15 protein-coding genes are annotated in these 20001 nt (G+C 66.0%); 8 read left to right on the top strand and 7 right to left on the bottom strand.

Features of this window, described 5'->3' with window-relative positions; genetic code table 11:
• Position 1: 1 nt before the first annotated feature.
• Together QBK88_RS28215 and QBK88_RS28210 are read left to right on the top strand one after the other, a co-directional pair.
• Entirely contained in the window at positions 2-1072 is a 1071-nt protein-coding gene (locus QBK88_RS28215; RefSeq protein WP_277964648.1) for a response regulator, read from the top strand.
• 24 nt (positions 1073-1096) lie between these two features.
• The gene (locus QBK88_RS28210; protein WP_277964647.1) at positions 1097-6583 is read left to right on the top strand and encodes an AAA family ATPase; all 5487 of its coding nucleotides are present in this window, start codon (positions 1097-1099) and stop codon (positions 6581-6583) included.
• Positions 6584-6815: 232 nt separating this feature from the next.
• On the opposite strand, the gene QBK88_RS28205 is transcribed toward QBK88_RS28210, so the two are convergent.
• Positions 6816-7637, bottom strand: coding sequence for an alpha/beta fold hydrolase (locus tag QBK88_RS28205; protein WP_268141460.1), 822 nt, complete (start codon positions 7635-7637; stop codon positions 6816-6818).
• A 185-nt stretch (positions 7638-7822) separates the two neighbouring features.
• On the opposite strand from QBK88_RS28205, the gene QBK88_RS28200 reads away from it, so the two are divergent.
• A complete protein-coding gene (locus QBK88_RS28200) occupies positions 7823-8386 on the top strand; it encodes a helix-turn-helix domain-containing protein (RefSeq protein ID WP_277964646.1) in 564 nt (187 codons plus the stop codon).
• Here QBK88_RS28200 and QBK88_RS28195 read toward each other — a convergent pair.
• The 5 genes from QBK88_RS28195 to QBK88_RS28175 form a co-directional block, all read right to left on the bottom strand.
• Positions 8376-9785 carry an alginate export family protein gene (locus QBK88_RS28195; RefSeq protein ID WP_277964645.1) on the bottom strand — a complete coding sequence of 470 codons (1410 nt, stop codon included), beginning with the start codon at positions 9783-9785 and terminating at the stop codon, positions 8376-8378. The two genes, QBK88_RS28200 and QBK88_RS28195, sit on opposite strands and share 11 nt — an antisense overlap.
• An 11-nt stretch (positions 9786-9796) precedes the next feature.
• A complete protein-coding gene (locus QBK88_RS28190; RefSeq protein WP_277964644.1) occupies positions 9797-10669 on the bottom strand; it encodes a glyoxalase in 873 nt (290 codons plus the stop codon).
• A 210-nt stretch (positions 10670-10879) separates the two neighbouring features.
• Positions 10880-11521 carry a 3-oxoacid CoA-transferase subunit B gene (locus QBK88_RS28185; RefSeq protein WP_268141468.1) on the bottom strand — a complete coding sequence of 214 codons (642 nt, stop codon included), beginning with the start codon at positions 11519-11521 and terminating at the stop codon, positions 10880-10882.
• A gap of 8 nt (positions 11522-11529) precedes the next feature.
• The gene (locus QBK88_RS28180) at positions 11530-12216 is read right to left on the bottom strand and encodes a 3-oxoacid CoA-transferase subunit A (protein WP_158156784.1); all 687 of its coding nucleotides are present in this window, start codon (positions 12214-12216) and stop codon (positions 11530-11532) included.
• A 315-nt stretch (positions 12217-12531) separates the two neighbouring features.
• A complete protein-coding gene (locus QBK88_RS28175) occupies positions 12532-14430 on the bottom strand; it encodes a hypothetical protein (RefSeq protein ID WP_277964643.1) in 1899 nt (632 codons plus the stop codon).
• Positions 14431-14562: 132 nt separating this feature from the next.
• Here QBK88_RS28175 and QBK88_RS28170 point away from each other — a divergent pair, with 132 nt between their 5' ends.
• From QBK88_RS28170 to QBK88_RS28150, 5 genes are all read left to right on the top strand, one after another.
• Positions 14563-15465 (top strand): LysR family transcriptional regulator, encoded by a 903-nt coding sequence (locus tag QBK88_RS28170; RefSeq protein WP_277964642.1) that lies wholly within the window; start codon positions 14563-14565, stop codon positions 15463-15465.
• 250 nt (positions 15466-15715) lie between these two features.
• Positions 15716-17554, top strand: a complete 1839-nt coding sequence (locus QBK88_RS28165) for an amidohydrolase (RefSeq protein ID WP_277964641.1) — start codon at positions 15716-15718, stop codon at positions 17552-17554.
• Between the two features lie 35 nt (positions 17555-17589).
• A complete protein-coding gene (ycaC, locus tag QBK88_RS28160; protein WP_268141477.1) occupies positions 17590-18222 on the top strand; it encodes an isochorismate family cysteine hydrolase YcaC in 633 nt (210 codons plus the stop codon).
• A gap of 192 nt (positions 18223-18414) precedes the next feature.
• Positions 18415-19365, top strand: a complete 951-nt coding sequence (locus tag QBK88_RS28155) for a GlxA family transcriptional regulator (RefSeq protein WP_277964640.1) — start codon at positions 18415-18417, stop codon at positions 19363-19365.
• Positions 19366-19483: 118 nt separating this feature from the next.
• Positions 19484-19738 (top strand): hypothetical protein, encoded by a 255-nt coding sequence (locus QBK88_RS28150; protein ID WP_277964639.1) that lies wholly within the window; start codon positions 19484-19486, stop codon positions 19736-19738.
• Between the two features lie 123 nt (positions 19739-19861).
• On the opposite strand, the gene QBK88_RS28145 is transcribed toward QBK88_RS28150, so the two are convergent.
• Complete coding sequence (locus QBK88_RS28145) at positions 19862-19993, bottom strand: hypothetical protein (protein ID WP_268141483.1); 132 nt, start codon at positions 19991-19993, stop codon at positions 19862-19864.
• Positions 19994-20001: the final 8 nt, after the last annotated feature.

Here is a 20001-nt window from a genome sequence, read left to right as displayed (position 1 = left end):
GATTCGTATCGCAAACGTCACCATTTCGCTGCCCATGCGCGAGATTCACGACAACGGCAGGCCGGTCAAGCTCGGTAGCCGCGCGTTCGATATCCTCGAAAAACTGCTTCAGGCCCCGGGCGAATTGGTCAGCAAGGATCAATTGCTGGCCCACGTATGGCCCAACGCAGTGGTCGAAGAAAACAACCTGCAGGTGCATGTATGCGCCTTGCGCAAGGCCCTGGGCAGTGCTCGGGCATGCATTCGCACGGTGCCTGGGCGGGGTTATCGGCTGGTCATGGATACCCCGGAATTCGACGAGAAAGCGGCCGCCACCGATGCCCCGCGTGACAGCCTGCTGATCGCGCTGCTTGAGCGCCTGGGCCTGAACGACATGCTGGCTGAAGCCAGACCCACGGCCATGAACCTGGCGCCGGCGCTTCACGCGCCCAGCGGCGACCTGGCGCCGATCGTCTACGTGGTGGACGACGAGGCGGCGGTGCGCGATGCCCTGGCGCGGCTGTTGCGCTCGGCAGATATCGCCGTGCAGACGTTTGCCAGTGCCGACGCCTTCCTCGCCGAACCTTTTGCCCAGCGGCTGGCGTGCCTGGTGCTGGACGTCAACCTGCAGGCCGGTACCGGTTTCGACCTGCAGAACGAATTGCAGCGCCGCGGCTGCGAACTGCCGATTATCTTCATGACCGGTTACGGCACGATTCCCATGTCGGTCAAGGCGATCAAGGCCGGTGCCCAGGAGTTCCTCACCAAGCCGTTTGACGAGGGCGAACTGTTGGCCGCCATCGACAAGGCCCTGGCCTGGGCCCGCCAGCGCTTCGCCGCCCAGGCCCAGGCCCGCGAGGTGCGCAGCCGCTACCAGAGCCTCACGCCGCGGGAGCGCCAGGTATTGGCGCTGCTGGTGGATGGCAAGGTCAACAAACAGGTGGCCCAGGCCCTGGGCACGCGGGAAGTCACGGCCAAGGTGCACAAGAAACACGTCATGGCCAAGATGAAGGCCGCCACCCTGATCGACCTGGTGCGCCAGTGTGAACAGATTGGCGTGGGCCCGGAGGCAGTCCATGCCCGGCCCGATTGAGCCGCTGCCCCCTGGCCTGCGCCAGTGACCGGGCGCCAGCCGCTGCCCGGGGAGCTAGCGGCCTATCGTCAGCAGCTCGGCGCGTTCGATGAACAGTGGCTCCGGCACCTGACCTGGCGCCTGCTGCTGGTGGACGGTGAAGTGGCGCGCTACCGCGTACGCTCGCCGATTTCCGCGCGCGACTGGTTGATCGCCCGCCCGGCGGCCCTGCCTTCCCAAGGCGGCTTTCGCCGCCTGCATCAGGAGTATGACCTGCGCCAGCACCTGGACCCGGCCTGGGCGGTGATGCCCGTGGCCCTGATCAGCGCCGTGGACGGACCTTTGCTGGTGCTGGACGAAAACCAGGGCCGCAGCTTGCATGAAGTGGTAGGCGAAGGGCTGTCGATCGCCCGTTTTCTGCGCCTGGCCCTGGGCGCGGCAAGCGCCGTGGGGCAGTTGCACCGTAGCGGTTTGCTGCACCGCGACATCAAACCGTGCAACCTGATGGAAAGCACCGATGGCAGTGTGCGCCTCATGGCGTTTTCGCTGGCGTGCCGGCGTGACGCGGCGCAGCCGGCGCCCCGGGCGATCTGTGGCAGTTTCGCCTACATGTCGCCGGAGCAGGGCGGGCGCGTCGGCGCGGATGTGGACGAGCGTAGCGACCTGTATGCCTTGGGTGTCAGCTTCTACGAAATGCTCACAGGCCGCGTACCGTTCGAAGGCAATGACCCGGTAGAGTGGTTGCATCAGCACCTGGCCTTGCAACCCACGCCGCTGGGCGAGCTGCGCCCCTCGGTGCCGGCACCGCTGGCCGCGGTGGTGCTCAAGTTGCTGGCCAAGCAACCTGCCGAGCGCTATGCCTGCGCCGATGACCTGTGTGTCGACCTGCGCCTGTGCCTGGTGCAGTGGGACGAATACCAGGCCATCCAGCCGTTCGAGCCGGGTGCCCGAACGGCGCTGGGGGCGCCGCGCTGGCGGCAACTGCCTGGCCGAGAGCGCGAAGCCGCCGTGCTTCACGACCGGGTCATGCGTTGCGCGGTGACAGGCGAGGGCGAGCTGGTCTGGCTCGGCGGGGCGCTGGGCAGCGGCAAGACGGCCCTGGTGCGGCAGTTGCACCAGGACCTGGTCAACGGCAGCATTGTCTTTGCCGTGGCGCGCGTCGATCACCCCGGCCAGATCACCCCTTTTGGTGCCTTGAGCACAGCCCTGCGGGCCCTGGTGATGCGCGTGCTGGGCGAGCATCCCGAAGGGCTTGCCGGGTGGCGCAACCGGTTGCTGAAGACGCTGGGGGCGGATGCCAGCCTGATCCTGGCGCTGGTGCCGGAGCTTGGCCTGGTGACCGGCCACTTACCCCCGGTACCGGAGCCTGCGCGGCCTGATACCGGTTTGCGCCTGCAAGGGCTGCTGCGAGCCTTCATTGCTGCGTTCGGGACGCCGGGCACGCCATTGCTGCTGTTTTTCGACGATGTGCAGTGGCTGGACGCGGACACCTTCACGTTGTTGCACAGCCTGGTGCACGCACCGCTGGCGCATGTGGTGCTGGTGCTGGCCGGGCGTGAGCCGGTACCGGCCAACACCGTGCTGGCCCAGGCTGCCCGCGCTCACGGTGCGCACTGTACCGAATTGAACCTGACGCCCCTTGACCGCGCCGCCGTGCTGGCCATGGTCAACGGCCTGCTGGGCAGCGAAGGCGATGCGCTGCTGCCCCTGGCCGTGATCGTGCAGGACAAGAGCGGCGGCAACCCGCTGTTCATTCAGCAACTGGTGCGTACGTTGCTGGAAGAAAAACGCCTGGTGCCCCAGCCCGGGGCCCTGGGCTGGGCCTGGGACCAGCAGGCGCTGCTGACGTCGCCGCTGGCCGACAATGTGGTGGACCTGCTGGTGGCCCGCCTGGGGCGGCTGCCCCGGCGGACCCGCTGGTTGCTGGGTTTGCTGGCGTTGCTGGGCAACCGCGCCGGCCATGACGAGCTGGCACGGTTGAGCCGCATCGGCCCGGTGCGGGTCAGCCAGGGCCTGGCGGCGGCGGTGCAGGGTGGTTTGCTGCTGGTGGAGGGCGATGGCTGGTGCTTCAGCCATGAGCGGGTGCGCGAGACCGCTTACCACGCCATTGCCGAAGGCTACCGTGCCGTGCTGCATACCCGCCTGGCGCGCTTGCTGATCCAGGCCATGAGCGATGCCAGCCCGCGCACCGAGCTGTTCCGCATTGCCCTGCATATCCAGCAGAGCGCCCATGCACGGCTGCGCGAGCGCGATCTCGGGGCCTTCATCGACGCGTTGCTGGAGGCGGCGCAGCGCGCCCGTGAGGCCGCGACCCTGCCATTCGCGCTGCAGTACCTGCGCCTGGCCCGGCAATTGGCTGCCCGCCAGTCTTGGGCGCAGCCTGCTGAGCAGGCCTATGCGGTGGACCTGCTTTACGCCCAGTGCCTGATGCACACTGCCGACTACGCCGCGGCGCACGCCTGTATCGAGCACATGCTCGAACGCGTGCAGTCATTGACCCAGGTGTCGGCCCTGCATGTACTCAAGGTCGAGGCTCTGACCCTGGCCGACGGCTATGCCGCGGCGCTGCAGGCCGGCCGCGCGGGGCTGGCGATGTTCGGCCTGACCTTCGCCGCGGGCGATGTCCCTGCCCGGCCGGTGGCGGTCGACCCGCCGATCAGTGCCTTGGCGCATATGCGCCGCCTGGACAATTCCTTCGTCGCCGCGGCACTGGACCTGATGGCGGCCATGATCATCCCGGCGATCCTGGTGGACCGGCCACTGGCGACCCGGCTGCTGGAGCACATGCTCGACATGACCTGGCGCCACGGCGTCAGCCCCGCGGCGATCCACGGCCTGGCCTGGTATGGCGTGCTGCTGGCCGACAGCCCCGATTCCTGTGAACTGGGGCTGCAATACGGCGACCTGGCGGTGCGCCTGGAGCAGGTAGTGGGCGAGCCATACACTCAGGCCTCGACGCAGTTGGCCCTGGGCCGTATCAGCGTGTGGACCCGTTCGCTGGGCTTTTCACTGGAGTGCGGCGAACAGGCCTTCCTGGCCGGACGCCGCGAGGGCCGGGTGGCGCTGAGTTGCTACGCCTGCCACCACCTGGTGTGCACCCTGCTGGTCATGGGGGCCGGCCTGGACCGGGTCGAGCAGCGCCTGGACAGCGCCCTGGCGCTGGCGGCCTCGTCGCATTTCGCCGACAGCCAGTTGTTGCTGCAGATCCAGCAGACTTACGTGCAAGCCTTGCGTGACCCCGCGCTGTCGCCCCAGAGCGATCCGTTGCGCGCCTGGCACGAAGCGGTGCAGGGCAGTGCCATGCTGCCGGTGGCGTTTTTCTTCTGGTTGTACCGCGGAAAGCTGGCGTTCAGCCAGGGCCGCTACCACGACGCCCGGCACGACCTGGGCCGCGCCGAGCAGCTCAAGGGCTGCATGGCGGCCCACGTTCACTTGATGGACGTGGCATTCTATTCGGCGCTCACCCACGCGGCCCTGGGCGAGGCGGCGCAGATGCAGCCCTACCTGGCGCGGCTGCGCCAGTGGGCGCGGCTCAACCCGGCGTCGTTCCTGCACCGCCAGTGGCTGGTGGACGCTGAAGTCGCCCGCCTGGGAGGCGAGCTGCTCAAGGCGTTGCGCCTGCTGGAGCAGGCCATCGACCAGGCCGCGACCGTGGGCTGTGTGCCGGTGCAGGCACTGGCCCATGAACGCGCCGCCGAATGCCATCAGGCCCTGGGCCTGGGCAGCGCAGCGCGCAGCCATCGGTTCAGCGCCCGGGACGCTTGGCAACGCTGGGGCGCACAGAGCCAGGTCGCAGCGCTGGAGGCCCGCCATCTGTACCTCAATGGCAAGCCACTGGATGCCCGCGCCTCCATCGACATGCTGCAAGGTCAGCAGTACCTGGACCTGGTGTCGGTGACCAAGGCCTCCCAGGCGCTGTCCCGCGAGATCGTCTTCGAGCGGCTGGTGGAAACCCTGATGGCCAACACGCTGGTGCACGCCGGCGCCCGCCGCGGCGCGCTGCTGCTGGTGGAGGCCGGTACGCTGCTGAGCGTGGCCAGCGCCGAAACGGTCGAAGCGGGCGCGCGGGTCACGGTGCACAGCCCTGCGCAGCGCCCCCAGGCCGTGCCGTTGTCGCTGCTGTACACGGTGATGCGCACCGGGTGCTCGGTGACCCTGGGCCAGGCCGACAGCGACAGTGGTTTTACTGACGACCCCTATTTCAGCGGCCAGGTGCCGGGGTCGGTGCTGTGCTTGCCGTTGCTCAAGCAAGGGGAGGTGATTGGCCTGCTGTACCTGGAGAATCCGCTGGCACGCGGGGTGTTCACCCACGACCGGGTAGTGATGATCGAGGTGCTGGCGGCCCAGGCGGCTATCTCGCTGGAAACCGCGCGGCTGTATGCCCAGGTGCTTGACGAGAACGCCCGACGGCGGGAAACCGAAGCGCAGCTGCGTACCAGCGAAGGGTTATTGGCCATCGGCCAGAAGATCATCCGTTCGGGTTCGTTCCGCTGGGACGTCACCACGGACCTGGCCTACTGGACCGACGAGCTGTATGCCGTGTGGGGTTGGCCGGTCCGGGCCACGGCCCCTGGCGCGGTGGAACTGCTGCGCCGGGTGCACCCGGAGGATGCTGCGCGGTTCGCGGCGCAGTTGCAACGGGCGCGACAGACCCGGTTGGCGTTTCGCATGGAGTTTCGCATTCTCGTGGACGACCGGGTGCGTTACCTGGAGGCCCATGGCGAGCCTGCCGAAGACGGCGTGTTCATGGGCGTGACGTCCGATGTCAGTGAGCGGTGGGCCACCGAGGCGGCGTTGCGCAGTGCCCGGGCGGAACTGGCCAGGGTGCGCCACAGCACGGTGATGGGGGAACTGGCCGCGTCCATTGCCCATGAAATCAATCAGCCGCTGGCCTCTATCGTGACCAACGCCAGCGCCAGCGTGCGCTGGTTGCAGCGTCAGCAGCCGCAGGTTGACGAAGCCCTGGCAGGGTTGCGCGACATCGCCCGCGACGGCAAGCGTGCGGCGGACATCATTCGCGCCTTGCAGGCCCTGGCCCGGCAGAAGCCCGCCGAGCGCCGCTGGCAGCCCATGGACGCGCTGATCAGCGAAGTACTGCGTCTTTGCGCGGTGGAGTTCGACCAGCAACACGTGAGCGTCAGGGCCCGGTTGCAGGCGGCCGCGGCACAGGTGCAGGTGGACGGCGTGCAATTGCAGCAGGTGCTGTACAACCTGGTCATCAACGCGCTGGATGCCATGGCCGCCCTGCCGGCTGGCGAGCGGTTGCTTCAGATAACCTCGACCGTTGAGGCGGGTGACGTGGTGGTCGTCACCGTGGAAGACAGCGGCCCCGGGATCAGCGCCGAGCATCAAGACAGCATCTTCAGCGCGTTCTTCACGACCAAGCCCACAGGCATGGGCATGGGGCTGGCGATCTGTCGCTCGATCCTGGATGCCCAGGAAGGCACCCTGAACCAGTGCCAGGGGCGCGCGGGGCAAACGGTGTTCGTGTTTACCCTGCCATCCCGAGACAGATACCACCCGGACTTGTAGCGGACCTTGCCGCGTTGTTGCAGGGCGCGCGGGCCGTTGTGGGACCGGGCGCCAGCTCGGGAAGCGGGCAACGCGGTCGATCTGGCAGGCCCCTTCCCGAGCTTCGCCCGGTCCCACAGGGTTGCCATGGCCGTGTAGCAGCGGACCTGGCCGCGTCACCTGCGCCGCGTAGTATCAGGCATACCGCGGACGCGGCCTCAAGGCTGCTACAGGCCCTTGGCAACACCGGCCGTCAGCCGCGGGCGAACGCCAGCAGGTCCTGGTTCAACTGGTCCTTGTGGGTGAAGTACACCGCGTGCGGGGCGCCCGGGTAGACTTTCAATGTGGCCCCGCGCACCAGTTCGGCTGCGGCCTTGCCGGTCACCTCGAAGCTGACCACCGCATCGCCGTCGCCATGGATGACCAGGGTCGGTATGTCGATGCTACGCAAGTCCGGGCGGAAGTCGGTTTCCGAGAAGGCTTTCACGCAATCAAGGGTGCCCTTGAAGCTTGCTTGCAGGGCCAGGAACTGGGTCCACTCGAGCATCGGCTTGCCTACGTTGCTGCCCGGCTTGTCGCTGCCCGTGAATACCGGCCCGAAGGCATCCAGGAAACCGGCGCGGTCATTGAGCAGGCCGGCGCGGATACCGTCGAAAATCGCCGGGTCCATGCCCTCGGGGTGATCGTCCCGGCGGATCATCAGCGGTGTCACCGCGCTGACCAGCACGGCCTTGGCGATGCGCTTGCTGCCGTGGCGCCCCAGGTAGCGGGCGACTTCGCCGCCGCCCATGGAGAAGCCGACCAGCACGGCATTGCTGATATCCAGATGGCTGAGCAACTGTTCCAGGTCATCGGCGAAGGTGTCGTAGTCGTAGCCGCTCCACGGTTGGCTGGAACGGCCGAATCCGCGACGGTCATGGGCGATCACCCGAAAGCCGTTGGCCGCAAGGAAATTCGCCTGGTAGTCCCACATGTCGGCGTTCAGTGGCCAGCCATGGCTGAGTACCACCGGCTGCCCGCTGCCCCAGTCCTTGTAATGGATTTCAGTGCCGTCTTGAGTGGTGATGTAAGGCATGCTCGACTCCTGTAACGGTGAGGGGGAACCGCCACGCTAATCCTTGGCCAGGGATAATTCCTTGGCCTGGCCTTAAACGTTCTGAAGGGGGGCGATTTCAGAACGTTTAAGGGACCGGCAAGGACGCCTCAGGGGCCGGCGGTGGAGACTGCAAGGGTAGTTCAGACTGTACAAGGAGCGACCTGATGAATGCCTGTACCCCAGCCCCCACCGGTCCGCTGGACCCGGTGACCCTCGACCTGCTGCTGACCCTGGCGGCCACCCTGGCCGACAGTGACGGCGCCCAGCCCAAGGCGCTTTACCAGCATTCCAGTGCCCTATGCACGCACCTGCTGGTGCACTACAGCGACGTCGTGGCAGAGCCTGCGCCGACGCGCATCGCCCTGTCACCCTGGCAGGAGCGCCGGGCCAAGCAACTGATGCAGGAGCAGATGAGCGGTGACCTGTCGATCGCCGATGTGGCGCGCGCCTGTTCGCTGTCGCGCAGCCATTTTTCCCGTGCGTTCAAGAAGGCCACCGGCCAGGCCCCCAGGGACTGGTTGCTGCAGGCGCGCATCGAGCGGGCCAAAACGCTGCTGGCCGACCGCGCACTGTCCATTGCGCAGGTAGGGCTGGAATGCGGTTTCGCCGACCAGTCGCATTTCACTCGGGTGTTTACCCGTCACCTGGGCACCACGCCGTTTGCCTGGCGCCGGGGTATTAACCCTCGGGTTAATGGCACAGCGCCAGGTTTGGCCCTTACCAGCTGAACTTCATTTCCACGCCCAGGTAATTGCTGTCATGGCCACCGGCGTCGCGCAGGCTCTGCCCGACGTCGTAGTGCACCGCCTCCACGGCGCCACTGAGGTTGGCGGTGAAGGCATAGTCAGTGCGCACCTGGGCATAGGCCCCGGTCCAGCGTTGGCCGGTGCCGGCGGTATTGGCCACCGCAATGTTGGGCTGGGTGTACACCGCGTCTTCGGTGGTCTGGCGCCATAACAGACCGATGGCGGTCTGCACGCTCAACCCGGGCAACGGTTTGACCGTGATCGATGGCTTGACGTGGATCAGGTTGCTGTAGCCGGTGTAGCCCGCCAGCGTGAAGTAGTAGCCGTTGGGAAACAGTGGGTTGAAGGTGCCCACGCGGCCATCACCGGGATGGCTGTCCCCCGAGGCCATGTCCACTTGCAGGCCCACACGCGGGGTCCAGCGAATGTCGGCGAAGGTGTAGCCCACGCGGCTGCCCGCTGCCCAGGCGCGAATGTCCTTGCCCCCCACCGAACCGCCTTGCAGCATGCCCTCCAGGTCCCAGTCGACGCTGGCGGCGCTACCGGCGTAGCGGGCGTCGAATATCGCCCGGTTTTCCGAGCCCGTGGCGTCCAGGTACTGGGCCTGGTCGCGTTGGTAGCGTGCATAATAGGCAGACAGCTCCTGCTGGTTGCCCACCAGGCGCTCAACCCGCAGCATGTCGAAGCGCACGGCGTGGCTGGAGGTGTCATCGAATTCGTGGTCGTCGCGGTATTGCACCGGGTGGCTGGCAATAGCGATGAAGCGCCATTGGGCAGTTTCCCAGTCGGCCCACAGGGCGTCGAACGACTGGCGTACGTTGGGGCCATCGCGGGACGAGACGAAACGCTGCAGGTCGAAAGCGAAATCCTGGCGGCCGACGCGAGTCTTGAACGTGCCGCTGTCAAAGGCATTGATGTACTCCAGGAACGCCAGGCGCAGGTCCAGGCGGTTCTGGTCAGCGCCGCCAACGGTGGTCTTGTCGTAGGCGCGCACATCCTCCAACTGGGTGAACAGGCGCCAGTGCTCGTTGAAGTGCAGGTCGGCGTGTACCTGGAAACGCTGCAGCAGATAATTGTCGCGGGCCACGCCCCGAGTGCCGAAGCCGCTGGCGTCGTTCATTTCCAGGCGTTCACGCAAGGTGGCACCCAGGGACAGCCAGGCGCCATCGCTGCCCAGCGAGATGTACTTGAGGTTGTCCAGCGGTTCGCTGCGCAGGGCCGGGGAGGCCAGCGCCGACCAGTCTTCCTGCCAGCGGTTGGCCTTGATCGCCGGGCGACTGTCGTCGCCCTCGGCGTTGGCCGGCGCGCTCAACAGCGGCCACAGCAACGCCAGCGACAGGCCCGCCAGGCGGGCAGGGGCCACGCGGGTTTCACCTGGCATGGCCATCACCCTCACTGCTGGGTCACGGGCTGGTGGATTTCAGCCACGTAGCCGCCGGGGAACCGCACCATCGCCGCCTTGCGACCGTCGCTGCCAAATGGCGCGACCAGCACGGTGGCGCCGCTGCCGGTGGCCTTCTGCAGGGTGGCGTCGAGGTCGGCGACTTCGTAGCCGGTGGTTTCGTGGCCGTAGGGGAACGGCAGGTGGCCGTCGGTAACCAGCACGGTCATGCGGCCGAAGTCGGAACTGATGCGCACGCGTTCGAAGGTACCCTTGTCTCGGCCGATTTCCACGCCGGGGGCGTGCTTGTCATCACTGACCACCTTGCCATGGGAGAAGGTGGTGAAGGCCTTGATGAACGCTGGCGCGCGATCGGCCGAAACGTACACACGGTTTTCCGGGACGTGTTCGAAAGCGGTGTAATTCGGTGCGGTGGTGTGCCAGTACAGTTGCAGGTTGACGCCACCCGGCCACTGCACCACGGCGTCGCGGCCGATGGGGTCGGGGAAGGGCGCGACAATCACGTCGGCGCCGGCCTTGCGCGCTTGCTCGATGGCCAGGTCCAGGTCCTTGACCAGGTAGCCGTTGCGCTCGTCGCCGAACGGGTGGGGTATGGGGGTCTTGAAGCCGAACAGGGAGATGGTCCCGGAGGGCGTCTGCAGCAGTTGCGAGGTGGTGCTGCTGGGCGTCGGGGTGACATCGGCAACGACCTGGGCGGTGCTCTTGCCGCCGAAGGTAGCCAGGAAGCTCTGCACGAACGGGTCGACATCGGCGGGGGCGACATAGACGTGGCTGGTATCGTACTGCGGGCCTACCGCGGGGCCGGTGGCGGCCAGGGCCGACAGGGGCGCGGCCAGAGACAAGATCAACAGGGTGTGACGCATGACACTCTCCAGGACGGGAAACGGACAGCGTCAGGGTGAGGTCAGGGGTACATGAATAATTGCATGGCTGTGCTTTTGTGTCGAAGACACCGCGCCGACTTGCTCCCCTTGTGGGACCGGGCGAAGCTCGGGAAGCAGGCACCGCGCAATGACTGGAACTTCGCGGTGCATGGTTCCCGAGCTTGCGCCCGGTCCCGCAGGAAAGGGGTATCAGCGAATCAGCGGCACGCCGCTCAGTTCCTGCAGGGCTTCGAAGGTGATGTCAGCCACGATTTCGCGTACTTTCAGGCCGTCGCTCGTGACATCCAGGATGGCCAGGTCAGTGTAGATGCGGCTCACGCAGGCAATACCGGTCAGCGGGTAGGTGCACTCGGGCACCAACTTGCTTTCACCGGTCTTGGTCAGGTGGTCCATCATCACGAACACCTGGCGCGCGCCGGTGGCCAGGTCCATGGCGCCGCCCACCGCCGGGATAGAGCCTTCGGCACCGGTGTGCCAGTTGGCCAGGTCGCCCTTGACCGATACCTGGAAGGCACCGAGCACGGCGATGTCGATGTGGCCGCCGCGCATCATCGAGAACGAGTCAGCGTGGTGGAAGAACGCACCACCGGTCAGCAGGGTCACGTGCTGCTTGCCGGCGTTGATCAGGTCATCGTCCTCTTCGCCCTCGGCCGGGCTCGGGCCCATGCCCAGCACGCCGTTCTCGGAGTGCAGGAACACTTCCTTGTCGCCCAGGTAGTTGGCCACCAGGGTCGGCACGCCGATGCCCAGGTTGACGTAGGAACCTTCGGCGATGTCTTCGGCCACGCGTTGGGCCATTTCGTTACGCGAGAGTTTTTTAATGGCAGTCATGGCAGGCCTCAAACAGCTTTGGCGGAAGGGTAGGTCGGCACGGCAACCACGCGCTGGACAAAGATGCCCGGCGTGATGATGTGCTCGGGGTCCAGTTCGCCCAGCTCGACGATCTCGTTCACCTGCGCGATGGCGGTCTTGGCGGCCATGGCCATGATCGGCCCGAAGTTACGCGCGGCCTTGCGGTACACCAGGTTGCCCCAGCGGTCGCCCTTGTAGGCCTTGATCAGGGCGATGTCTGCGTGCAGGGGCATTTCCAGCACGTAGTTGCGGCCGTCGATCACGCGGGTTTCCTTGCCTTCGGCCAGCAGGGTGCCGAAGCCGGTGGGCGAGAAGAACGCACCGATGCCCGAGCCTGCGGCGCGGATGCGCTCGGCCAGGTTGCCTTGTGGCACCACTTCCAGTTCCACTTTGCCGGCGCGGTACAGCTCGTCGAACACATAAGAGTCGGACTGGCGCGGGAAGGAGCAGATCACTTTGCGCACGCTGCCGGCCTTGAGCAGCGCCGCCAGGCCCACGTCGCCGTTGCCGGCGTTGTTGCTGATGATGGTCAGCTCGCGCGCGCCGGAGGCGATCACGCCGTCCACCAGCTCCGAAGGCATGCCGGCCGTGCCGAAACCACCCACCATGATGGTAGAGCCGTCGGCAATCCCTTCCACCGCGGCAGCGATGGACTCAAATGTTTTATTGATCAAAGCGAGCTCCTGGTTTTTCCTGGAGTGTGAGTGAATCAAGGCACGGGCCAGGCGGCGGCCACGTCTGCTTGCTTGTTATTAGCTTAGCCAACCCGGGGGTGGCGGCGACGCCAGTTACCCTGTGAGGGGCATTTGTCGTCCTGGGCTATAGCCTGCCGCAAATCGGGCGCGGGGGAGAGTGCCAAATGGTGAATTGGTGCGATTACCGGACGGTTGTGCGATATCTGGAACTTGTAGCGTCCGTAGCCGCGGCCGTGAGGCCGCGTTGGCGGTACAGGCGGTGTGCCGGTTGCTGCGCGGCGCCGCTAACGGTATTCAGTTCGCGCGGCTGGCCGCCAGCAGGTTGTCCAGGCGTTCCTGGTGGGTGTCGGGGAAATAAACCTGGCCGCTGGCGCGGGTGATGGCCGTGTACAGCAGCGACAGTTTGCGCGACAAGGCGGTGGCGCCACGCAGGTCGGAAAAGTAATACAAGTCTTCGGAAATCGCCAGCCGCGACAGCTCGAAGTTCTTGGCCGTGAACACCGTGGCCAGCAACGGCCGCCCTGGGGCGCCACCGGCGAACTCCGCCAGGGTAGCGCCCTGGTAAAGGCCCGATACGCCGATGCGCGTACCTACTCGCTCCAGCCACTGCTCCACCCGCACGAATGCTTCGTTCCAACCCATCACCGCACGCAGTTGCTCCCAGGTCCGGTAGCGGGCAATGGCGCCGTGGCGCGGTGGCTGGTCGCCCTTGTACAGGCCCAGGCAGCCGTCCAGGAACGACTCGAACTCGCGGTTCCAGTCGATCACCGCCGCCCCCTGGTTCGTCTCGCGGCTGCGCACCAGCCAGTCGAACAGGCCCCACTCATCCGCCACCAGGATCACCGCGGGTTGGTCCGGAAACTGCTGGGCGGGGTATTCGCGAACCACGGTTTCCCGCGCCTTGTCAGCGATGAAGGGCAGGGCGGTGGCGCCGGGGAAGGCGGCGATCAGCGGGTTGACGTAATCCATCAACTGCGGCCCGCACCGCAGCGAGAGCGACATCTCGCTGTGGCGGATGGTGGCGGCATGGGCAACAGACCAGCCCTGCAGGTTCTGAAAGCGGTCGCCCAGGGTGATGACGGTCTGCGGCGACTGGTCGAGAAACTCGACCATGGGGGCGGTCAGGTCGTGGCCTTCATCGATGATCACGGTCTTGATCTGCTCGGAAAGGCGATGCCCCGCCAGCACCATCTGCTTGACCCGGTGGTAGCCACGCACCGGCAGCGGCTGCAGCTCGGGGTCGGGGCGGGTCATTCTGAACCACAGCTGCTGGGCGGCCAGGGTCAGCAGTTGCTGGTGGGCGGCGCTCAACCAGGGCAGCTGGTCCTGGGGGATATGCCGGGTGGTGATCTGGCTGTCGTTGCTGCCGCAGAATTTGGCCACCACTCGCCAGCACAGGGCTGCTACCTGAGGGGGCTTGCGGTTGCCGATGTCACCCAGCCCCGCCAGTTCGGCAATGGCCGCATAGGACACCGACCGCGCCGCGGCGGCGTTGAGTTGCGCCTGCCGATGCTTGTCGCCGCCCGCCAGAAAGCGTTCGGCCAGTTGCTTGAAAGTAGAGGTCCAGACCCGATTGCCGAAGCGCGAGCGGATGGTTTCCAGCTTCAGTTCGGTATCGGCCAGGAACAGGCACTTGCCTTCCGGCATCAACGCCAGCACCTCACCCAGCACGAAGGTCTTGCCGGTACCGGCATGGGCCTGTGCTTCGATGGAGTCCTCGCGGTTTTCGCGAATGGTCTGCACCAGGCGCAACTGGTGGTCGCTGAGGCGAATGATGACGCCGCCCGGGCGCAGGTGGTCGTGCTGGATGGCGCCGCGGGCCTGCCAGTGGCGCTCGGCGAAGCCGAAGTCCCAGCTGCCGTCGGGGTGCAGGAACGGCAGCTGGGCCACCGTGGCGTTGTCCAGCAGGCCGATGTCCAGCGCGCTGGCCTGTTCAAGCCCCGCGCCCAGTGCCACGGGGTCGTACGCCTTGGCCAGGGTGGCGGTCAAGGTTTCGCCGGGGAACTTCAGCAGGTTGGCGAACTGGCGCTGCATCTCCAGCGGTTTGCGCACCGGCAGCTTGGGCAATTGCAGTAGGAACAGCAGGGCGGCGGTGCCATGGGCAGGTAGGCTGGCCGGTTCAAGCGGGCTGCCGGCAGCCAGGTGTTCGCAGAACTCATCGGCCAGGGGCAGGTACCAGTGGGGTCGGGTCATGGGGCAGGGGTCTGGGCCAGTTTCAATGGGCAATGATCGCACACTGGGAAAAAGCACGCGGGTGCTAAATTGTTACGTGCGGCTGTGCTTCACTGTGAGCCCGCCGCCACGTACGCCATGGAGCCACACCCGATGAACCGCAACGACCTGCGCCATGTGGACATGAACCTGCTGGTGCTCTTCGAAGCACTGATGTTCGAACGCAACCTGACTCGGGTGGCGGAAAAGCACTTCATCGGCCAGCCAGCGGTCAGCGCCGCCCTGGGCCGCCTGCGCGACCTGTTCGATGACCCGCTGCTGATCCGCAACGGCCGCACCATGGAGCCTACGCTGCGGGCGCTGGCGATCCTGGAAGAATTGCGCCCGGCGCTGGACACCATCTCGGGCGCTGTCAGCCGGGCCAAGGATTTCGACCCCGGCACCAGCTGCGCCACCTTCCGTATCGGCCTGTCGGACGACGCCGAGTTCGGCCTGTTCCCACCGCTGCTGGCGCAACTGCGCCACGAGGCGCCGGGGGTGATCATCGTGGTGCGCCGTGCCAACTACTTGCTCTTACCGGCGATGCTGGCCAGCGGCGAGATCTCGGTGGGGGTCAGCTACACCACCGACCTGCCGGCCAACGCCAAGCGTCGCAAACTGCGCGATATAGGCTGCAAGGTGCTGCGCGGCGACAGCGAGCCCGGTGCCTTGACCCTGGATGATTACTGCCAGCGGCCCCACGCCATGGTGTCGTTTTCCGGTGACCTGAGCGGCAATATCGACCTGGACCTGGCCAAGGTGGGGCGCAGCCGCCGGGTCGTGCTGGGGGTGCCGCAGTTTCACGGCTTGCGCGCGTTGCTCAAGGGCAGCGACCTGATCGCCACCGTGCCGGATTATGCCGCGTGCGCGTTGGTCGAGGATGGGGCATTGCGTGCCGATGAGCCGCCGTTCCCCATTGTGCCGGCTGAGCTGTCGATGGTCTGGAGCGGGGTACATGACAATGACCCGGCGGAGCGGTGGTTGCGGGCGCATATCAGTCGGGTGATGGGGGGGTAGGCATCAGGCTTGAGGTTTCTGGCTTGGGGCTTGCGGCGCTCTGGAGATCGAGCGCCGCGCGGGCGGCGCTCGATCTCCAGAGCGCTATAATTACCAAGCCCTGCACACGGAGGCCTTGACCCTCTTTCCAGCCAACCCCACAACCCACCGCACACCCATCCCAAACAAAGCACGCCCATCCAATCCCGCGCCCCGCCCCCCGGGCATGATCTATTCCCACCATCTGCCGCCCACCTGACCAGGAGCCGCAATGAACGCCGAACTGATCCTCTTCAATGGCAAGTTTCACACTGTCGACCGCCAGAACCCCACCGCCAGCGCAGTGGCCATCCGCGAGGGACGCTTCGTGGCCGTAGGCAGCGATGCCCAGGCCATGGCCTTTCGCGGCGACGCCACGCGGCTCATCGACCTCAAGGGCCGCACCCTGATTCCGGGCCTCAATGACTCGCACCTGCACCTGATTCGCGGCGGCCTGAACTACAACCTGGAATTGCGCTGGGAAGGCGTGCCTTCGGTGGCCGATGCCCTGCGCATGCTCAAGGACCAGGCCGACCGCACGCCATCGCCCCAATGGGTGCGGGTAGTGGGCGGCTGGAACGAATTCCAGTTCGCGGAAAAACGCATGCCTACCCTGCAGGAGCTCAACCAGGCAGCGCCCGACACGCCGGTGTTCGTGCTGCACCTGTATGACCGAGCCTTGCTCAACCGCGCTGCCCTGCGCGTGGTGGGCTACACCCGCGATACGCCGAACCCGCCGGGAGGGGAAATCCAGCGTGACGCCAATGGCGACCCCACCGGCATGCTGATCGCCCGCCCCAATGCCATGATCCTCTATGCCACCCTCGCCAAGGGGCCCAAACTGCCGCTGGAATACCAGGTCAATTCGACCCGGCAGTTCATGCGCGAACTCAACCGCCTGGGCCTGACCAGCGTCATCGATGCCGGCGGTGGTTTCCAGAACTACCCCGACGACTACGCCGTGATCAACGAGCTGGCGGCCAAGCAGCAATTGACCGTGCGCATTGCCTACAACCTGTTCACCCAGAAGCCCAAGGAAGAACTGGCGGACTTCAGGCACTGGACCTCCAGTGTCACCCTGCACCAGGGCGACGATTACCTGCGCCACAATGGCGCCGGCGAGATGCTGGTGTTCTCGGCAGCCGACTTCGAGGACTTCCTGGAGCCGCGTCCCGACCTGCCACAGACCATGGAACAGGAATTGGAACCCGTGGTGCGCCACCTGGTGGAGCAGCGCTGGCCGTTCCGCCTGCACGCCACCTATGACGAGTCCATCTCGCGCATGCTCGACGTGTTCGAAAAGGTCAACCGCGACATCCCTTTCAACAACCTGCCGTGGTTCTTCGACCACGCCGAGACCATCAGCCCGAAGAACATCGAGCGGGTGCGCGCCCTCAATGGCGGTATCGCCATCCAGGACCGCATGGCCTTCCAGGGTGAATACTTCGTCGACCGTTACGGCGCCAAGGCCGCCGAGGCCACGCCGCCCATCCAGCGCATGCTGGCCGAGGGTGTGCCCGTGGGCGCTGGCACCGATGCCACCCGGGTGTCCAGCTACAATCCATGGACCTCGCTGTACTGGATGGTCAGCGGCCGCACCGTGGGTGGCCTGGCGCTGCAACCCGAGGGCCTGTCGCGGGATGTCGCCCTGGAGCTGTTCACCCACGGCAGCGCCTGGTTCTCGTCCGAGCAGGGCAACAAGGGCCAGATCAAGATCGGCCAACTGGCGGATGTGGTGGCCTTGTCGGCGGATTATTTCAGTGTCGACGAAGACGCCATCAAGTGGCTGGAGTCGGTGTTGACGGTGGTCGGTGGCCAGGTGGTGCACGCCGCCGCGGAGTTTTCCGACCTGGCGCCGCCCAGCCTGCCGGTGGTACCGGAATGGTCGCCTGTGGCCAAGGTGCCCGGCCATTGGCGGCCCCAGGCGCCGCTGGCGCAGCAGGTTCACCATTGCAGCGGCCCGTGCGCCGTGCATTCCCACAGCCATGAACGGGCGCGCCACAGCAGTGCGCCGGTCAGCGATTTCCAGGGTTTCTGGGGCGCGTTCGGCTGTTCGTGCTTCTCGTTTTAATCCACCCAAGTCCCATTTGATTGCAGGAGTCCGCAATGAGCAACGCACCCGTCTACAACCGCCTGAACAAAGACGACGCCGTGGTACTGCTGGTTGACCACCAGACCGGCCTGATCTCGCTGGTACAGGACTTCTCGCCCAACGAGTTCAAGAACAACGTACTGGCCCTGGCCGACTGCGCCAAGTTCTTCAACCTGCCGACCATTCTCACCACCAGCTTCGAGAAAGGCCCCAACGGCCCGCTGGTGCCCGAGCTCAAGGAAATGTTCCCCGATGCGCCGTACATTCCGCGCCCCGGCCAGATCAATGCCTGGGACAATGCCGACTTCGTCCAGGCCATCAAGGCCACTGGCCGCAAGCAACTGATCATCGCCGGGGTGGTCACCGATGTCTGCGTGGCGTTCCCGACGTTGTCGGCCCTGGCCGAAGGCTTTGACGTGTTCGTGGTCACCGACGCTTCGGGCACCTTCAACGAGACCGTGCAGCAAGCTGCCTGGGCACGCATGACCGCCGCCGGTGCGCAGTTGATGAACTGGTTCGCGGTAGCCTGCGAGCTGCACCGCGACTGGCGCAATGACATCGAAGGCCTGGGCAACCTGTTGTCCCAGCGCCTGCCCAACTATCGCAACCTGATGAACAGCTACGTGGCGTTGACCAACAGCAAGTAATTCCTGGGCTGCTCATGCCCCCGTGGGGCCGGGCGAAGCTAGGGAAACGATCGCCGCGTTGTTACCCATGTGCGCGGTGTTGTTTTTCCGAGCTTCGCCCGGTCCCACTGGGGCCGCCTGTGATGCAAACGCTTGCCATTCCCGCCGGACAGGGTACTGTCGCCTGCATGAAAAGCTGGCAAGGCCCTGGACATGAAACACGTCGCGATCATGCTGTACCCCGATTTTCTGCTGCTGGACATGGCCGGTCCGGTGGAAGTGTTTTCCATCGCCAACCGCTACCTGGCGCCCTGCCAGCATTACCGGATATCCACGTGCGCCAGCCCCGAGCGCAGCGTGCGCGCCTCCAGCGGCATTACCGTGCTGGCCGACCACGGCATCGAGGACGTCAGCGGTGACATCGACCTGTTGCTGGTGCCCGGCGGCCCCGGCGCCTACAACCAGCAGCATGCCGCTCTGGTGGCCTGGCTGCAGGCCGCCGCCCAGCGAGTGAAGCACTACGGCTCGATCTGTACTGGCGCCTTCATCCTCGGCCATGCCGGCTTGCTCGATGGCCACCGGGTGACCACCCACTGGCACTACACCGAGCGGCTGATCAAGGCGTTTCCCAAGGCGCTGGTGGGCACCGAAGACATCTATATCCACGACCGCAAGCTGCTTTCTTCCGGCGGCGTCACCGCGGGTATCGACTTGGCCCTGTCGGTGGTGGCCCAGGACCATGGCCGCAAAGTAGCCCTGGACGTGGCCAAGGTGCTGCTGGTGATCATGCGTCGCCAGGGCGATCAGGCCCAGTTCAGCCCGCTGGTGGCGGAAGTGGCTGCCCAGGATTCCCCGGTGACGCGCGTGCAGCACTTCATCCTCGAAAACCTGGAACAACCCCTGAGCATCGAGCGCCTGGCCGAGGTGGCGGCCATGAGCCCACGGCACCTGGGCCGAGTGTTCGCCCGCGATGTGCAGATGACGCCCATGGCGTTTATCCAGAACGCCCGCATCGATCGTGCCCGGCATCTGCTGGAAAGCACCGAACTGCCGCTCAAGACCGTGGCCTTCAAGAGCGGGTTCGGCAGTGTTCGGCACATGCGGCTGTTGTTCAGCGAGCGCCTGGGGCGCACGCCGGCGCAGTACCGTGAGCAATTCAATTAGCAGGACATGGCCGAATTGGGCACCCCTATGGCCGTCCCGGGCCTCGGGTTGTACGGCACCGGACACATTTGTTTGTCAAGATAGCCTGAGGTAGGACATCAGACAGGCGGGGCGAGCCATGAGCGACATGGGGGTGATGGAAGAAATCGCGCAAGCACTGCGCAACAGCATGAGCCCTGGTGATCGCCTGGCCAGCTGGACCTTTCGCTGGGCCGTGCAAAGCGGCCAGCTGGTGTGTACCCAGTGCCAGGCGTACCAGACGGCCACGCAACCCGGCGTGGCGTTTGCTCACCGGCCGGGCTGTTGCGCCCGGCGCGATGAATACCCGTGGCGGGAGCTGGCCGCGCTGCTCGGGCGCCTGCCTGATCATTGAGCACCCTGGAAAGACCACTGAGCCCCTGTTGGAGCACAGCTCGCTGACGAACCAGGCGAACCCGTCTGCTCAGGCATACCGCGCGCCCTTGTGGCAGCTACCTGCAGGTGACCGATCATTGCCTTACGCCTCGCGCTGTTCGGCGGCCTGGCGCTCGGCCTTCTCCTTGCGACGGTTTTTCAGGTCCAGGTGGGCGCCCCAGGCCATGGCGACGACACCGATGAGCACGAGCAGGATGAGTTGGCTGGTTGGCATGAGGTTCT

The organism is Pseudomonas sp. RIT-To-2 (assembly GCF_029623465.1).
GTDB classification, from domain to species: Bacteria; Pseudomonadota; Gammaproteobacteria; order Pseudomonadales; family Pseudomonadaceae; genus Aquipseudomonas; species Aquipseudomonas silvicola.
Note: the sequence above shows the minus strand (reverse complement) of the source record. Positions and strands in the feature narration are given on the sequence as shown.

Excerpts from the sequence above, each read along its gene's own strand:
- QBK88_RS28205 (WP_268141460.1), bottom strand. The coding sequence starts at position 7,637 with ATGCCTTACATCACCACTCAAGACGGCACTGAAATCCATTACAAGGAC.
- QBK88_RS28200 (WP_277964646.1), top strand. The coding sequence starts at position 7,823 with ATGAATGCCTGTACCCCAGCCCCCACCGGTCCGCTGGACCCGGTGACC.
- QBK88_RS28195 (WP_277964645.1), bottom strand. The coding sequence starts at position 9,785 with ATGCCAGGTGAAACCCGCGTGGCCCCTGCCCGCCTGGCGGGCCTGTCG.
- QBK88_RS28190 (WP_277964644.1), bottom strand. The coding sequence starts at position 10,669 with ATGCGTCACACCCTGTTGATCTTGTCTCTGGCCGCGCCCCTGTCGGCC.
- QBK88_RS28185 (WP_268141468.1), bottom strand. The coding sequence starts at position 11,521 with ATGACTGCCATTAAAAAACTCTCGCGTAACGAAATGGCCCAACGCGTG.
- QBK88_RS28175 (WP_277964643.1), bottom strand. The coding sequence starts at position 14,430 with ATGACCCGACCCCACTGGTACCTGCCCCTGGCCGATGAGTTCTGCGAA.
- QBK88_RS28170 (WP_277964642.1), top strand. The coding sequence starts at position 14,563 with ATGAACCGCAACGACCTGCGCCATGTGGACATGAACCTGCTGGTGCTC.
- QBK88_RS28165 (WP_277964641.1), top strand. The coding sequence starts at position 15,716 with ATGAACGCCGAACTGATCCTCTTCAATGGCAAGTTTCACACTGTCGAC.
- ycaC (WP_268141477.1), top strand. The coding sequence starts at position 17,590 with ATGAGCAACGCACCCGTCTACAACCGCCTGAACAAAGACGACGCCGTG.
- QBK88_RS28155 (WP_277964640.1), top strand. The coding sequence starts at position 18,415 with ATGAAACACGTCGCGATCATGCTGTACCCCGATTTTCTGCTGCTGGAC.
- QBK88_RS28150 (WP_277964639.1), top strand. The coding sequence starts at position 19,484 with ATGAGCGACATGGGGGTGATGGAAGAAATCGCGCAAGCACTGCGCAAC.
- QBK88_RS28145 (WP_268141483.1), bottom strand. The coding sequence starts at position 19,993 with ATGCCAACCAGCCAACTCATCCTGCTCGTGCTCATCGGTGTCGTCGCC.